This is a genomic window from Inquilinus sp. CA228, assembly GCF_052078665.1.
Classification (GTDB): domain Bacteria; phylum Pseudomonadota; class Alphaproteobacteria; order DSM-16000; family Inquilinaceae; genus Inquilinus.
This window is the reverse complement of record NZ_JBQJIK010000130.1, coordinates 1-13080: the sequence shown is the minus strand read 5'-3', so window position 1 is coordinate 13080 and position 13080 is coordinate 1. Positions and strand designations below refer to the sequence as shown.

The following is a 13080-nucleotide window of genomic DNA, read 5'->3' as shown; positions in this document are numbered from 1 at the left end:
CCCGTGGTGGTGGGTGTTTTGGGGGGGGGGGTTCTCTCGGATCGAGCGGGCCTAGACTGTCGCAAACCGGCGTGGACGGCGAATTCGATGCCCTGCCCATTCGCGCGCGGACGCGCGCAGACCCCTCCCCCTGCCCCCCTCCCGCAAGGGGAGGGGGGACTAAAAGGAGCGGGTGACGCCTATTCTGAAAAGGTCTCGCAAGCGGGAGAGGCTACGCGTTCCTATGCTGGCGAGGGCCTTTTTCCCTGGCGGCGGCGGTCAGCTGCTGTCCAGCAGGGCCTCGGGGCCGTTCTCGAGGCAGATGTCGGAGTGGAGGTCGATGGCCAGGCTGCGGCAGAGGCGGACCGTGGCTTTCTCGGTGCTCGCGGTGTCGAGCAGCGTGTCGATGTCGGGCTCCTGCAGCCGCACCGCCAGCCCGGCCTTGAGGTCGGCGATCCGGGCGGGGTCGGCGAGCTCGTCGATGGCCTCTTCGACCATGGCGATGACCGCGGCCCGGCGGCTGGCGCGTTCGGCCCGGATCTCGGCCGGGCTGCCGGCCGGCAGGCCCGGGCGGCCGTTCTCATAGCGCGGCTGGTAGCGGCGCCATTGCCGGACCAGGCCGAGGCCGCAGACGAGCCCAGCCACGACCGACGAGACCGGGCGGTCCTCGACCGGGTCGTCCTTGTCGAAATAGAGGTTGGCCATCGCCTCGCAGTACGGTTCCCTGAGGGCGGCGGAGCGGGCGAGGTCGGTGCCGCGGTCGGCCCCGATCAGGCGATCGATGACGTCCTCGACCTCCTCGCGATGACGGGCGCGGCGCGCCTCGCGGCCGCCGTCGCGGACGCTCAGGTCCCGCACGGCGCGGGCGCGCTGGGCCAGGGTCTGGCGCACCAGATGGGCATAGCGGGCGAAGGCGAGACCGGGGTCCGCAGCCTGGGGCTGAGCCGCCGCGGGCTCGGCCCCGGCCTGGGCTTCGGCGGCCTGGGCGGCGAGGGCGCGGGCGCCGGCCGTCTCGGCCAGCTGCATGCCGATCTCGGCCAGGCGCGTGAGCATCTCGCACTGTTGCAGCGTGCAGCCGCGGCCATAGGCCTGGACGTCGAAATCTGGTGGCGTGTCCTTCATAGAACATACCATGAACGAGTCGCGTGGCTCGCGCAATGAACATTGTGTGTACTGATTTAGCGAACCGATGGGCTACGCCTCCGGGCCGCAACCGTCACCGAACCGTCATCCGTGCATGGACGTTGCGCGTAGGGCGCGGGCCGCATCGCTTGTCGTACGGTCGGTGGACGTATAAATCTCCGTCCCACCGTCCGACCCCGGAGTTGCCATGACCGCCCCGACCGCTACGCCGTCGCCGGACCGCATCCTCATTCTCGATTTCGGCAGCCAGGTCACCCAGCTGATCGCCCGCCGGGTTCGGGAATCCGGCGTCTATTGCGAGATCTGGCCGTTCAACCAGGCGGGCGACGACCGCATCCGGGCCTTCGACCCGCGCGGCATCATCCTGTCCGGCAGCCCGGCCTCGGTCACCGAGGCGGCATCGCCGCGCGCGCCGCAGCTGGTGTTCGAGCTCGGCCTGCCGGTGCTCGGCATCTGCTACGGCCAGCAGACCATGTGCGAGCAGCTCGGCGGCGCGGTGGAGGCGGGGCACCACCGCGAGTTCGGCCGCGCCTGGCTGGACGTCAAGGAGAACTGCACCCTGTTCGAGGGCGCCTGGGCGGTCGGCGCGCGCGAGCAGGTGTGGATGAGCCATGGCGACCGCGTCACCCGGCTGCCGGACGGCTTCCGCATCGTCGCCACCAGCGAGAACGCGCCCTATGCCGCGATCGCCGACGACGCCCGCCGCTATTACGGCGTGCAGTTCCATCCCGAGGTGGTGCACACGCCGCACGGCGCGGCGCTGCTGCGCAACTTCACCCACCATGTCTGCGGCTGCGCCGGCAGCTGGACCATGGCCGCCTTCCGCGACGCCGAGATCGCCAAGATCCGCGCCCAGGTCGGCACCGGCCGCGTCATCTGCGGCCTGTCCGGCGGCGTCGACAGTGCCGTGGCGGCGGTGCTGATCCATGAGGCGATCGGCGACCAGCTGACCTGCATCTTCGTCGACACCGGGCTGATGCGCACGGGCGAGGCGGAGCAGGTGGTGTCGCTGTTCCGCGGCCACTACAACATCCCGCTGATCCATGTCGACGCGGCCGACCTGTTCCTCGGCCGGCTCGAGGGCGTCACCGACCCGGAGCAGAAGCGCAAGATCATCGGCGCCGCCTTCGTCGAGGTGTTCGACGCCGAGGCCGAGAAGATCGACGGCGCCCGCTTCCTGGCCCAGGGCACGCTGTACCCCGACGTGATCGAGAGCGTGTCCTTCACCGGCGGCCCATCGGTGACGATCAAGAGCCACCACAATGTCGGCGGCCTGCCGGACCGGATGAAGCTGGCCCTGGTCGAGCCGCTGCGCGAGCTGTTCAAGGACGAGGTCCGGGCGCTGGGCCGTGAGCTCGGCCTGCCCGACACCTTCGTCGGCCGCCACCCGTTCCCGGGGCCGGGGCTGGGCATCCGCATCCCCGGCGCGGTCAGCCGCGACATGCTGGAGATCCTGCGCCAGGCCGATGTGATCTATCTCGAGGAGATCCGCCGCGCCGGCCTGTACGACGCGATCTGGCAGGCCTTCGCGGTGCTGCTGCCGGTGCGCACGGTGGGCGTGATGGGCGACGGCCGCACCTACGACTTCGTCTGCGCACTGCGGGCCGTGACCTCGACCGACGGCATGACCGCCGACTACTACCCGTTCGACCACGAGTTCCTGGGCCGGGTCTCGACCCGCATCGTCAACGAGGTCCGCGGCATCAACCGCGTCGTCTACGACATCACCTCGAAGCCGCCCGGGACGATCGAGTGGGAGTGAGGGGCGGGCCGGCAGACTGCCGTTACAGGAAGCTCGCCTGAAAGCTGGTCGCCATCAGCGACACATGAGCCGCCAGCGGCGGCCGCAGTTCGAACGCTCGTGGCTCCCGAGCGAAGTTCCACAACCGTACAAGCCGCCAGTCGTCGCGATGCGCGTCGGCAACCGCCAGTTCATTGCGCGTGATGTGAAACGGTGTGCGTTCCCAGCCATTGGTCGTCTTCACCTCGATCAACCGGTCGCTGCCGTCGGTTTCGAAGCTGCGGATGTCATAGCCAGCCCCGTCGCCATCGACATGCGACACCCACCGGATGCGCTCGGCAAGGTCGGTCCGGCCGGCGGCAAGCAGGCTGGCGCGCTCGTGGCCAAGGACCCGTTCCTCGCCGGCACGGCCAAGCGCACGATTGCGGGCGTCTCGCGCGGCGACGTCATATTTGCGAGCAATCGCGGTCATCTGCTCAAGCTCTTCCGGCGGAGGCGCATTGCTGTGCGTCGGCGGTGGTCCGATCCACAGCGCGGCATCCTGCCGGAATCCCGCTGACGACGGGCCACTTCGCATCCGCGTGGCGGGTGCGAGCCACTCCGGATGCCGATCGAGCCAGCGCATCACGGCCTCGACGAGCGACGCCTGGAAATTGAAGGCCGGCTTGTAGCCGGGGATCCAGTCTTCCCCGAGGCCCTTGAGCACCGCGCTGATGTTCTGCTGCTTGTATTCGATCGAGCCACGCGGCCGGCCGATTGCCGGCTGCAGAAGACGATTGTGCCCGGCCTTGTTGTAGGGACGTCCGGCGATATCGTCGGCGAGCATCGCGAAATAGTCCGCGACGATCGCGTCATTCTGCTCGGCGGTCCAGTCACCGGCCATGGGCTCGCCATGCATCGGCGGATGACGAGGGAGCCGCCTCGGTCACGCCAGCAACTGCGTGGGCACGCCGAGCAGGGGCCCGGCCTGGGCGAGCCGCTGATCGAGCGTGTGGATCGTGGCGCCGTGGTCCGACGCGATGGCGAGGTGGAGCGCATCGCCCGCGCGCAGGCCAAGAGTGTGTTGATCGACGAATTTCGCCGCTGTCCGGAACTGTCCGCCCGTCACCGGCAGCACAACGAAGCTCTCCGCGACCAGCTTGTTGAACATCGCCAGCGCCGCTGCGCGCTGGTCCAGGGTGATCTGCCCGGTCCGCAGCTTGATCGCCATGGCCGACGACAGCTCGGTGATGGTCCAGTCACTGATCAGAAGCTGCGCCGGATCTCGCGCCGCCAGCCAGGCCTGCGCTCGAGCGGTCGAGATCTCGTTGGAGAGCGCCGCGATGATCAGCGACGTGTCGAGATAGAGCATCAGTAGCGATCGCCATCCCGCATCGACCGCACCAGCTCGGCGGCGTCCTGCGCCTGCGGCGGCATGGTTGCCGTCAGGGCCTGGAGCATCGGCAGGTCGACCCGCTTGCGGGGCTTTGCCACGGCGGTGAGCCTGGCGACCGGCTTGCCGCGCCGGGTGATGTCGATCGAATCCCCGGCTTCCACCCGATCGACGAGCTCGCTCAGATGCGCCTTGGCATCCGCCAGATTGACCGCGTCCATGCCACGCTCCTGACCATGTAGATAGTCATATAGCCCATGGCACTGGGCAATTCCAGCGAAGAGCGATCGGCGTGATGGGCGACGGCTGCGCCTACGACTTCGTCTGTGCGCTGCGGGCAGTGACCTCGACCGACGGCATGACCGCCGGTTATTACCCATTCGACCACGAGGTCCTGGGCCGGGTCTCGACCCGCATCGTCAATGCGGCATCAACCGCGTCGTCACCGACATCACCTCGAAGCCGCCCGGGACGATCGAGTGGGAGGAGGGACGAATCAATCCGGTCCGCGGACCGGATTGATGACCGGGATGCCTTCGAAGTCGCGCTCATTGTCGGTGACGACGGTGCAGTCGTTGGCTTCGGCGATCGCCGCGATGATGGTGTCCAGGCCACTGCGGGGACGGCCCTTCGCCTTGCCGTCCGCCATCAGCCGCGCCCAGACGAGCCCGGCCTGGTCGTCGAAGGGGAGCACCCGGCCTGCGAACAAGGCCTGAGGCCCGTGTGGGCCCGAGAACCAGGCATCGAGCTGGTCGCGCCTCTTGCCGGCCGGCTTTTCCAGCACGCCCCTGCGGATTTCGGCCAGGGTCAGCGAGGCGATGAAGAGATCGTCATCCGACTGCTCGGCCATCCACGCGATCAGCGACCGGGACGGGGCCGGCCTGGTGAAGTTGCTGATGATGTTGGTGTCGAGCAGATAGCGCATCAGAGGTCGACCTTCCGTCCTTCCTCGCGCGGACGGGTCAGGTCGAGTTCGGAGCCGATGAGCGGCGATGCCATGAGCGCCTGGAGGATGCCGCCTTTCCTGGGCGGCTCCCCTGCAACCGCCTGATTGACGACGGCACGGAGGCGATCGGAACCCGGCCCGCCTTCGGCGAGCCGCCGGGCCAGGGTGCGAACCAGGTCGCGATCGGCGTCCCGGCCCGTCACCTCGAACCGGACCAGCCCTTTTTCGGCGAGCCGATTCCGGAAATTCGCAACGGCGCGTCGCTGGGAAGGCTTGCTCATCTCAGGCTCCGCTGTATATCCAGACTTATATCCAGAGTACGCGGAAGCCGCAAGGTGGTGCGCTCACCCGCCCCGCTTCGGCCGGCGCACCGCCCGGACCTTGCCGGTCTTGCCGCCGCCGCAGAAGAACTGGTCGGCGCCGTCGGATTCCAGGCCCGACACGTTCACTCCGGCCGGCATCTCCAGGCTTTCCAGCACCTCGCCGGACTGCGGATCGATCCGCCGCAGCTCGCTCTCATCGGCCTCCCAGGTGGCGTGCCACAGCTCGCCGTCGACCCAGCTGACGCCGGTGACGTGGCGGTTGGAGTCGATGGTGCGCAGCACCTTGCCGGTCTCGGGGTCGACCTGGTGGATCTTGCGGTCGCGGTACTGCCCGACCCAGAGCGTGCCCTCGCCCCAGGCGAGGCCGGAATCGTGGCCGCCACCGGGCGCCGGGATGGTGGCCAGCACGCGGCCGGTCTTCGGGTCGATCTTCTGGATCCGGTTCTCGGCGATCTGGAACAGGTGCCGGCCGTCGAAGGCCGTTCCCGCATGGGCGGCCACGTCGAGCGAGCGCACCACCTGGCCGTTCTTCGGGTCGAGGGCGTTCAGCTTGTCCCCGGACGCGAACCAGACGTGCTGGCCGTCAAAGGTGACGCCGGCCACCTCGTCGACGCCCGGGAACGGCCCGTATTCGCGGATGATGTCGGTCATGGATCGCTTCCTTGGTCGTTTCATGGGGCCACCCTAGCCGTCGGGCAGCGGGGCCGGGAGTAACAAGGCCGTCGTGAAACCGGGCAGGGGCGGGGTCACCCAGCGGCGCGCCCGGCCATGGCCGAAAAACTGCACCTTGCCTGCCTCCGCCAACGCGTCGAGCGCCCGCTGCACGGTGCGCTGGCTGGTGTCGAGCGCCAGCGCCAGGGCCGAGCTGGACCAGGATTCGCCGTCGGCGAGGAAGGCCAGCACCGCCGCATGCCGCTCCTCCACCGGCCGGGCCAGCACCACGACCTCGCGGTCGTGGCGCGGCACCAGGGCGAAGCCGCGCGCCGTCGCGGTCACGCCCGCCAGCGGCCGCAGCGCCGCCCGCAGCCGCCCGATCTCCACCCGCAGCCGGGCGCGGTGCGATTCATCGGCGAATTTCGCCCCGAACGCCCGCTGGAGAAGCACGCCCCGCGGCACGTCGCCGGGCCAGGCCTCGCCCAGCGTGCAGGCGAGCGCAAACAGCACCGGGCGCCGGGCCAGCGGGATCGCCGTGCCGGCCTCGCGCACGGCATGGTGGCACGCATCCACGACCAGCGCCGGCGATGCCAGCAGCGCCTCGACCTCCGCGAGCAGCAGCGGCCGTTCCTGGCCGCGCGCGATCAGGCGTGCTGCGGGCATGTCCAGCATGCGGGAAGCGCTCTCGACCTCCGCCGACAGCGCCGGGATCCGGGCGAGGCTCGCGGCCTGGCCGGCCCGGGCCAGCGCGGCTCGGGCCGGGGCCGTCCGCAGGCGCCGCATCGCGATCCCGGCGACCACCAGCTCAAGGGCGGTGCGCCAGGCCGGCGGGAGCGGGGAGGGGTCGAGGCCGGCCAGCGCCTGCTCGGCCTCGTCGAGGCGCCCGATCAGCACCAGGCGCCGGATTGCGAGGATGCGGGCATGGGCGGCGTTCAGCCGGTCGCCATGCTCGTCCAGCGTCGCCCGCGCCGCCTCCAGCGCCTTGGGCGGCCAGCCGAGGTCGCGCGAGGCCAGCGCGACCTCGGCCTCGGCGACGATGCAGCGGGCGCGGGAAACGGCCTCCTTCGCCCCGAAGGCGCGCGCGGCCCGGCGCAGCAGGGCCTTCGCCCGAGCGAGGTCGCCGAGCTGCGCCATGGCGATGCCGCGCAGCGCCAGCGCCGGCGCGTCGTCGCGCAAGGCGACCCGGTTCAGGGCGCCGAGCGGATCGCCTGCCGCCAGCGCCCGCCCCGCGGCCGTGATCAGCGAGTCCATCGGAATCCCGTCACATTTGTCACTCCCCGTCCTTCGCTCCCCGGCACCAGTCTAACCCACCGGACACCAATGGAGAGTGGAACGATGGCGCAGCACCCGACCGGAACCCGCGAGGAATGGCTGGCGGCGCGGCTCGACCTGCTGGCGGCGGAGAAGGAGCTGACCCGGCGCAGCGACGAGCTGGCGCGGCGGCGGCAGGACCTGCCCTGGGTCCGGGTCGACAAGGACTACCGGTTCGAGACCGATGACGGCATCGCCTCGCTGCCGGAGCTGTTCCAGGGGCGGTCGCAGCTCCTGGTCTACCACTTCATGTTCGGGCCGGACTACCAGGCGGGATGCCCGTCCTGTTCGATGATCGCCGACGGTTTCAACGGCTTCGCGGTCCATCTCGCCCATCACGACGTGGCGTTCTGGGCGGTCTCGCGGGCGCCGATCGCCAAGCTGCAGGCTTACAAGCAGCGGATGGGGTGGAGCTTCCCCTGGGCGTCCTCGCCCGATGGAGCCTTCGCCTTCGACTTCAATGTCTCCTTCACCGAGGAGCAGCAGCGCGGCGGGACGATCGAATACAACTACCGGCGCAGCGGCCTGGCAGTGAAGTCGACGGCGATCCCGGCGCCGGTCGCGCAGTTCGCGGCGATGTGCGGCACCGACGCGCCGACCTATATGCGCGACAAGCCGGGGCTGAGCGCCTTCGTGCTCGAGGATGGCGCCGTCCACCACACCTATTCGACCTATGCCCGCGGGCTCGACGGGCTCTGGGGCTCGTATCAGTGGCTCGACCGCGCGCCGAAGGGACGCAACGAGTCCGGCGTCTGGTGGCGCCGCCACGACGAGTACGGCCATGACTGACATGCCGATGCTCCGCAGCCCGCTGCCTAGCCGCCCGCTCGGCGCGGCCGGCTGGCTGCACCTCGCGGCCGCGCCGACCTTCGCCGTCATGGCGCTGGTCACCGGCGTGTCCGGCGGCGAGGCGGATGTCCTCTGCTCGGCCATGGGCGCGTCGCCTCTGGCCGGAATGGTGCCGATGTACCTGCTGATGAGCGTGTTCCACGCAGCCCCCTGGCTGAGGCTGATCACGAGAGGAGAGAAAGAATGAGCGAGCCCTACACCGGCGGCTGCGCCTGCGGCGCGATCCGCTACGAGATCGCGGCCGAGCCGCTGTTCATGAACGACTGCCAGTGCCGCGACTGCCAGCGCCGGAGCGGCACCGGCCACGGCTCCTACCTGACCTTCCCGAGCGCGGGGGTGAAGAAGCTCCAGGGCGAGGCGACGCGCTGGGACATCGTCGCCGATAGCGGCAACGTGAAGACCCATGCCTTCTGCCCCGCCTGCGGATCGCCGGTCTACCTGACCTTCGCGGCCATGCCCGACGTCTTCACCGTGCACGCCGCCAGCCTCGACGATCCGGGCCGGTTCAGGCCGCAGGTGGTGACCTACCGCATCCGCGGCCACGCCTGGGACCGCATCGACGAGACTTTGCCGCAGTTCGAGAAGATGCCGCCGCCTATGTGAGATCCCGCGGCGCTGTGCGCGGGCTCTAGCGCGCCGCGTCGCGGTCCTTGATGAAGTCGACGAAGGCGCGCAACGGCGCCGGCACGTGGCGGCGGCCTGGATAGTACAGGAACGGCCCCGGGAAGCTCTCCCACCATGGCTCCAGGATCGGCTCCAGCGCGCCGCTGTCGAGATGCGGGCGAAGCATGCCCTCGAACAGGTGGATGATGCCCAGCCCGGCGACGGCCATGCTGACCGCGAGGTCGACCGCCGCGCCGGGCCGGACCAGCAGCGGCCCCGACGGGTCCACGCGCACCAGCTCGCCGTCGCGCTCGAAATTCCAGCTCGGCGTGGCGCCGCCGGCGAACCGGCCGCGCAGGCAGGCATGGGCCAGCAGGTCGCGCGGATGCTCCGGCCGGCCATGCGCCGCGAGATAGTCCGGCGCCGCCGCGGTGGCGAAACGCTGCGTGCGCGGGCCGATCGGGACCGCGATCATGTCCTGCTCCAGCCGCTCGTCGTAGCGGATGCCGGCATCGCAGCCGGCGGCGAGCACGTCGACGAAGCCGTCCTCGACCACCACCTCCAGCCGGATGTCGGGATAGGCTTTCAGGAACGGGGCGACGATCGGCGGCAGCACGATGCGGGCGGCGCTGGACGGCACGTTGAGGCGCAGCGTGCCGGCCGGACGGTCCCGGAAGGCGTTCAGCACGTCGAGCGCCGCCTCCATCTCGCCGAGCACCGGCGCCAGCCGCTCGATCAGGCGCTGGCCCGCTTCTGTCGGGGTGACGCTGCGGGTGGTACGGTTCAGCAGCCGCAGGCCCAGCCGCGCCTCCAGCCGGCTGACGGCGACGCTGAGGCCGGAGGGAGAGGCGCCGCTGACCCGCGCCGCATCGCGGAAGCCTCCCGCGCGGGCCACGGAAACGAAGGCGGCGAGGTCGTTCAGGTCCATTGTTCACGACTTTCAACAGCCCGTGCAGATTAGGTGGAGTTATCCAACAGAACAATCGCCGCCATATGGGGCTCGACACTCAAGGAGACCCGACATGCCGACCCTTTCCGCCGCTGGCACCTTCCCGCTCGCCGACCGCACCGTGAACCGCATGGGCTACGGCGCCATGCAGCTGGCCGGCCCCGGCGTGTTCGGACCGCCGAAGGATCGCGCCGCCGCCATCGCCGTGCTGCGCGAGGCGGTGGAATCCGGCGTCGACCACATCGACACCAGCGACTTCTACGGCCCCCACGTCACCAACCAGATCATCCGCGAGGCGCTGCACCCCTATCCGGACAGCCTGACGATCGTCACCAAGGTCGGCGCGGTCCGCGGCGGCGACGGCGCCTGGATCCCGGCGCTGGAGCCGGCCGACCTCGAGCGCGGGGTGCAGGACAACCTGCGCAATCTCGGCCTCGACGTGCTGGACGTCGTCAATGTCCGGATCGTCGGCAAAGTCCATGGTCCCAGTGAAGGCTCGATCGAGACGCAGGTCGCGGCGCTGGCGGAGCTGCAGCGCCGGGGGCTGGTCCGCCATGTCGGGCTCAGCAACGTGACCTCGACCCAGGTGGCGGAGGCGCAGCGCATCACCCCGATCGTCTGCGTCCAGAACCAGTACAACCTGGTGCAGCGCGAGGACGACGCGCTGGTCGACGAACTGGCGGGGAAGGGGATCGCCTATGTGCCGTTCTTCCCGCTCGGCGGCTTCTCGCCGATCCAGTCCTCGGCCCTGTCGCGGATCGCCGAGGGGCTGAGCGCGACGCCGCGGCAGGTGGCGCTGGCCTGGCTGCTGCACCGCGCCCCCAACATCCTGCTGATCGCGGGCACCTCGTCGCCCGACCATCTGCGCGAGAACCTGAAGGCGGCCGAGCTGGTGCTCCCGGACGCGACGATGGCAGAGCTCGACGCGATCGGCCGGGCCTGATCAGGGCTTGGGTGCTGCCGGCAGGCCCTCGCGCAGCACGCCGATCGCGGCCTCCACCACCGGGGGCCGCCGGTCGCGGGCGAACAGGCCGTACTGGGCGGCCAGCGGCCCCGGCACCCCGGCCTTCAGCACCTTCATCGACCCCGGACGGACGGAGTCGGGCGGCAGCACGCCGACGCCAAGGCCGTTCTCGACCGCCGCCTGCAGCGCCGTGACGCTCTGGCTGGTGAAGGTGACGCGATGCTCCCGGCCGGTCGCGGCCAGCGCCTCGATCATCCGCCGGCGCCACAGGCAGGGCGCGGTGAAGGCGACCAGGTCGAGCGGCCGGTCGGGATCCGGGGAATGGTCGGGCGCGCAGACCCATCGCAGCTCGACCGTCCAGGTGACCAGCGCGTCGGCCGTCACCACCGAGGTCGGGCCGAGCATGATGTCCAGCCCGTCCTCGCCCCACAGCCTGCCCAGCGCGACGCTGTGCTCAACCACCACATCGAGGCGGATGTCGGGATAGGCCCGGTGCAGCCGGCCCAGCGCGGCCGGCAGCGCCGTGGTCGCGACCTCCTCGGCCAGGCCGATGCGCACCCCGCCCTTGATCTCCTTCCGCTGCAGCCGGGCCGCGGCCTCGTCGCCGAGCGCCAGCATGCGGGTGGCGTAGCCCAGGAACAGCTCGCCCTCCGCGGTCGGCACCACGCCGCGGCCGGTGCGTTGGAACAGGTGGCGCTCCAGCAGCCCCTCCAGCCGGCGCATCTGCATGCTCAGCGCCGACTGGGTGCGGCCGGTCTGGGCCGCGACCTTGCTCAGGCTGCCCTGCCGGCAGACCGCGACATAGGTGCGGAGGAGGTCGAGGCCGATCTGCTCGGATATCATTTTTACTGAACTCTGATGTCGTCGATATCAGGCTACAATCATATCCCGCCTCGCGCCATCTCCCGGTCCTGAGCAGCGCAACGAGGTACCCATGAAAGCGATCCGAGTTCACCGCCATGGCGGGCCCGAGGTCCTCGTCTATGAGGAGGTCGGGATCGGTCGGCCGGGCCCCGGCGAGGTCCTGGTCCGCAACCGGGCGATCGGCCTCAACTTCGTCGACACCTATTTCCGCAGCGGCGCCTATGCCCCGCCGGACCTGCCCTTCATCCCCGGCAATGAGGGCGCCGGCGAGGTCGTCGCGGTCGGTGAGGGCGTCGCCGGCTTCGTGCCGGGCGACCGCGTGGCCTATGTCGAGACGCTCGGCGCCTACGCCGAGCAGCGCATCGTGCCGGCCCACTTCCTGGTGCATCTGCCCGACGCGATCGATTTCGCGACCGGCGCGGCGATGATGCTGAAGGGGCTGACAGCGCAGTACCTGCTGCGTCGCACCGCCCGGGTCGGGCCCGGCCACACCATCCTGATGCATGCGGCCGCCGGCGGCGTCGGCCTGATCCTGACGCAATGGGCGAAGCATCTCGGCGCCACCGTCATCGGCACGGTCGGCTCGCCGGAGAAGGCCGGGCTCGCCCGCGCGAATGGCTGCGACCATGTCCTCGACTACCGGGACTTCGCCGCGCGGGTGGGGGAGATCACGGGCGGGGAGGGCTGCGACCTCGTCTATGACGGCGTCGGCCGCGCCACCTTCCCGGCCTCGCTCGACTGCCTGCGGCCCTTCGGCACCTTCGTCAGCTTCGGCTCGGCGTCCGGCCCGATCCCGCCCTTCGACATCACGCTGCTGATGCAGAAGGGCTCGCTCTTCGCCACCTGGCAGCTGCTGTTCGAGCACCTCCGGAAGCGCGAGGACGTGCTGGCCATGAGCCGGGACCTGTTCGACGTCGTCGCCGGCGGCGCGGTGACGGTCCCGGTCCATGCCCGCCTGCCGCTGGCCGAAGCGGCCGAAGCGCATCGCCGGCTGGAAGCGCGGGAGACGACCGGCGCGACGGTGCTGCTGCCTTGAGGCTTCGTCTGCCGGGCGGATCGCTTCTGGAACCCGGATCTCCGCAATCCGGTTAGAATGGCGACCGGACAGGAGGCGTCGCCATGAGCCGTCCCCGTTACGCGATCGTCGAGGCGCCCTCGGTGCTGGGGTTGTTCCCGAAGGGCGTCGAGCGCCTGCCCGAGGCCCTGCTCGGGGCCGGGCTGGCCGACCGGCTCGGCGCGCGCCGGGCCGGCCGGGTCGAGCCGCCGCCCTACGACCCCCGACGCGACCCGGAAACGCTGCTGCTCAACCCCGCCGGCATCGCCGCCTATTCGCTCGCGCTCGGCGACGCCGTCGGGCTGGTCCTCGGGGCCGGGGAGGTGCC

General features: G+C 70.5%; 17 protein-coding genes and 1 pseudogene. 8 read left to right on the top strand and 10 right to left on the bottom strand.

Going from position 1 to position 13080, the window contains the following annotated elements; genetic code table 11:
• Positions 1-258: 258 nt before the first annotated feature.
• Entirely contained in the window at positions 259-1113 is an 855-nt protein-coding gene (locus ACTOWL_RS36455; protein WP_441326211.1) for a hypothetical protein, read from the bottom strand.
• A gap of 196 nt (positions 1114-1309) precedes the next feature.
• Here ACTOWL_RS36455 and guaA point away from each other — a divergent pair, with 196 nt between their 5' ends.
• Positions 1310-2884: a glutamine-hydrolyzing GMP synthase gene (guaA, locus tag ACTOWL_RS36450; RefSeq protein ID WP_441326210.1), complete on the top strand. Its 1575-nt coding sequence runs from the start codon at positions 1310-1312 to the stop codon at positions 2882-2884.
• Positions 2885-2906: 22 nt separating this feature from the next.
• Here the strand turns inward: guaA and ACTOWL_RS36445 are convergent, their stop codons facing one another.
• The 3 genes from ACTOWL_RS36445 to ACTOWL_RS36435 are packed head-to-tail and all read right to left on the bottom strand — an operon-like array spanning position 2907 to position 4456.
• Positions 2907-3746, bottom strand: coding sequence for a DUF3883 domain-containing protein (locus tag ACTOWL_RS36445; protein ID WP_441326209.1), 840 nt, complete (start codon positions 3744-3746; stop codon positions 2907-2909).
• Positions 3747-3788: 42 nt separating this feature from the next.
• On the bottom strand, positions 3789-4214 hold the full coding sequence (locus ACTOWL_RS36440) for a type II toxin-antitoxin system VapC family toxin (protein ID WP_441326208.1): 426 nt from the start codon (positions 4212-4214) through the stop codon (positions 3789-3791).
• Positions 4214-4456, bottom strand: coding sequence for a type II toxin-antitoxin system Phd/YefM family antitoxin (locus ACTOWL_RS36435; RefSeq protein ID WP_441326207.1), 243 nt, complete (start codon positions 4454-4456; stop codon positions 4214-4216). The genes ACTOWL_RS36440 and ACTOWL_RS36435 overlap by 1 nt, the downstream gene beginning before the upstream one ends.
• Positions 4457-4515: 59 nt before the next feature.
• Here ACTOWL_RS36435 and ACTOWL_RS36430 point away from each other — a divergent pair.
• Positions 4516-4757, top strand: a pseudogene (locus ACTOWL_RS36430) (GMP synthase (glutamine-hydrolyzing)); the annotation flags it as partial.
• On the opposite strand, the gene ACTOWL_RS36425 reads toward ACTOWL_RS36430, so the two are convergent.
• The 4 genes from ACTOWL_RS36425 to ACTOWL_RS36410 form a co-directional block, all read right to left on the bottom strand.
• Positions 4732-5160 (bottom strand): PIN domain-containing protein, encoded by a 429-nt coding sequence (locus ACTOWL_RS36425; RefSeq protein WP_441326206.1) that lies wholly within the window; start codon positions 5158-5160, stop codon positions 4732-4734. The pseudogene ACTOWL_RS36430 and the gene ACTOWL_RS36425 overlap by 26 nt on opposite strands.
• The gene (locus ACTOWL_RS36420; RefSeq protein ID WP_441326205.1) at positions 5160-5462 is read right to left on the bottom strand and encodes a hypothetical protein; all 303 of its coding nucleotides are present in this window, start codon (positions 5460-5462) and stop codon (positions 5160-5162) included. The genes ACTOWL_RS36425 and ACTOWL_RS36420 overlap by 1 nt, the downstream gene beginning before the upstream one ends.
• A 63-nt stretch (positions 5463-5525) precedes the next feature.
• A complete protein-coding gene (locus tag ACTOWL_RS36415; RefSeq protein ID WP_441326204.1) occupies positions 5526-6155 on the bottom strand; it encodes a Vgb family protein in 630 nt (209 codons plus the stop codon).
• Positions 6156-6188: 33 nt separating this feature from the next.
• Positions 6189-7409, bottom strand: a complete 1221-nt coding sequence (locus tag ACTOWL_RS36410) for a hypothetical protein (protein ID WP_441326203.1) — start codon at positions 7407-7409, stop codon at positions 6189-6191.
• Between the two features lie 84 nt (positions 7410-7493).
• Here ACTOWL_RS36410 and ACTOWL_RS36405 point away from each other — a divergent pair, with 84 nt between their 5' ends.
• From ACTOWL_RS36405 to ACTOWL_RS36395, 3 genes are read left to right on the top strand one after another with little or no spacing between them, the layout of a single operon-like run.
• Entirely contained in the window at positions 7494-8258 is a 765-nt protein-coding gene (locus ACTOWL_RS36405; RefSeq protein WP_441326202.1) for a DUF899 domain-containing protein, read from the top strand.
• Complete coding sequence (locus tag ACTOWL_RS36400; RefSeq protein ID WP_441326201.1) at positions 8251-8505, top strand: hypothetical protein; 255 nt, start codon at positions 8251-8253, stop codon at positions 8503-8505. Before ACTOWL_RS36405 ends, ACTOWL_RS36400 begins: the two co-directional genes overlap by 8 nt.
• Positions 8502-8921, top strand: a complete 420-nt coding sequence (locus tag ACTOWL_RS36395; protein ID WP_441326200.1) for a GFA family protein — start codon at positions 8502-8504, stop codon at positions 8919-8921. Before ACTOWL_RS36400 ends, ACTOWL_RS36395 begins: the two co-directional genes overlap by 4 nt.
• Before the next feature lie 25 nt (positions 8922-8946).
• Here ACTOWL_RS36395 and ACTOWL_RS36390 read toward each other — a convergent pair whose 3' ends face one another.
• Positions 8947-9849, bottom strand: coding sequence for a LysR substrate-binding domain-containing protein (locus ACTOWL_RS36390; RefSeq protein WP_441326199.1), 903 nt, complete (start codon positions 9847-9849; stop codon positions 8947-8949).
• A gap of 94 nt (positions 9850-9943) precedes the next feature.
• Between ACTOWL_RS36390 and ACTOWL_RS36385 the strand changes: the two genes are divergently transcribed.
• Positions 9944-10813: an aldo/keto reductase family oxidoreductase gene (locus ACTOWL_RS36385; protein ID WP_441326198.1), complete on the top strand. Its 870-nt coding sequence runs from the start codon at positions 9944-9946 to the stop codon at positions 10811-10813.
• On the opposite strand, the gene ACTOWL_RS36380 is transcribed toward ACTOWL_RS36385, so the two are convergent.
• Positions 10814-11677: a LysR substrate-binding domain-containing protein gene (locus tag ACTOWL_RS36380; RefSeq protein WP_441326197.1), complete on the bottom strand. Its 864-nt coding sequence runs from the start codon at positions 11675-11677 to the stop codon at positions 10814-10816.
• Between the two features lie 91 nt (positions 11678-11768).
• Between ACTOWL_RS36380 and ACTOWL_RS36375 the strand changes: the two genes are divergently transcribed.
• Positions 11769-12734 (top strand): quinone oxidoreductase family protein, encoded by a 966-nt coding sequence (locus ACTOWL_RS36375; protein ID WP_441326196.1) that lies wholly within the window; start codon positions 11769-11771, stop codon positions 12732-12734.
• An 83-nt stretch (positions 12735-12817) separates the two neighbouring features.
• The coding region (locus ACTOWL_RS36370) for a hypothetical protein (protein ID WP_441326195.1) at positions 12818-13080 on the top strand (263 nt) is incomplete at its 3' end.

What these genes read in the sequence shown, in the direction of transcription:
- ACTOWL_RS36455 (WP_441326211.1), bottom strand. Translation starts at nt 1,113, where the DNA reads ATGGTATGTTCTATGAAGGACACGCCACCAGATTTCGACGTCCAGGCC.
- guaA (WP_441326210.1), top strand. Translation starts at nt 1,310, where the DNA reads ATGACCGCCCCGACCGCTACGCCGTCGCCGGACCGCATCCTCATTCTC.
- ACTOWL_RS36445 (WP_441326209.1), bottom strand. Translation starts at nt 3,746, where the DNA reads ATGGCCGGTGACTGGACCGCCGAGCAGAATGACGCGATCGTCGCGGAC.
- ACTOWL_RS36440 (WP_441326208.1), bottom strand. Translation starts at nt 4,214, where the DNA reads ATGCTCTATCTCGACACGTCGCTGATCATCGCGGCGCTCTCCAACGAG.
- ACTOWL_RS36435 (WP_441326207.1), bottom strand. Translation starts at nt 4,456, where the DNA reads ATGGACGCGGTCAATCTGGCGGATGCCAAGGCGCATCTGAGCGAGCTC.
- ACTOWL_RS36425 (WP_441326206.1), bottom strand. Translation starts at nt 5,160, where the DNA reads ATGCGCTATCTGCTCGACACCAACATCATCAGCAACTTCACCAGGCCG.
- ACTOWL_RS36420 (WP_441326205.1), bottom strand. Translation starts at nt 5,462, where the DNA reads ATGAGCAAGCCTTCCCAGCGACGCGCCGTTGCGAATTTCCGGAATCGG.
- ACTOWL_RS36415 (WP_441326204.1), bottom strand. Translation starts at nt 6,155, where the DNA reads ATGACCGACATCATCCGCGAATACGGGCCGTTCCCGGGCGTCGACGAG.
- ACTOWL_RS36410 (WP_441326203.1), bottom strand. Translation starts at nt 7,409, where the DNA reads ATGGACTCGCTGATCACGGCCGCGGGGCGGGCGCTGGCGGCAGGCGAT.
- ACTOWL_RS36405 (WP_441326202.1), top strand. Translation starts at nt 7,494, where the DNA reads ATGGCGCAGCACCCGACCGGAACCCGCGAGGAATGGCTGGCGGCGCGG.
- ACTOWL_RS36400 (WP_441326201.1), top strand. Translation starts at nt 8,251, where the DNA reads ATGACTGACATGCCGATGCTCCGCAGCCCGCTGCCTAGCCGCCCGCTC.
- ACTOWL_RS36395 (WP_441326200.1), top strand. Translation starts at nt 8,502, where the DNA reads ATGAGCGAGCCCTACACCGGCGGCTGCGCCTGCGGCGCGATCCGCTAC.
- ACTOWL_RS36390 (WP_441326199.1), bottom strand. Translation starts at nt 9,849, where the DNA reads ATGGACCTGAACGACCTCGCCGCCTTCGTTTCCGTGGCCCGCGCGGGA.
- ACTOWL_RS36385 (WP_441326198.1), top strand. Translation starts at nt 9,944, where the DNA reads ATGCCGACCCTTTCCGCCGCTGGCACCTTCCCGCTCGCCGACCGCACC.
- ACTOWL_RS36380 (WP_441326197.1), bottom strand. Translation starts at nt 11,677, where the DNA reads ATGATATCCGAGCAGATCGGCCTCGACCTCCTCCGCACCTATGTCGCG.
- ACTOWL_RS36375 (WP_441326196.1), top strand. Translation starts at nt 11,769, where the DNA reads ATGAAAGCGATCCGAGTTCACCGCCATGGCGGGCCCGAGGTCCTCGTC.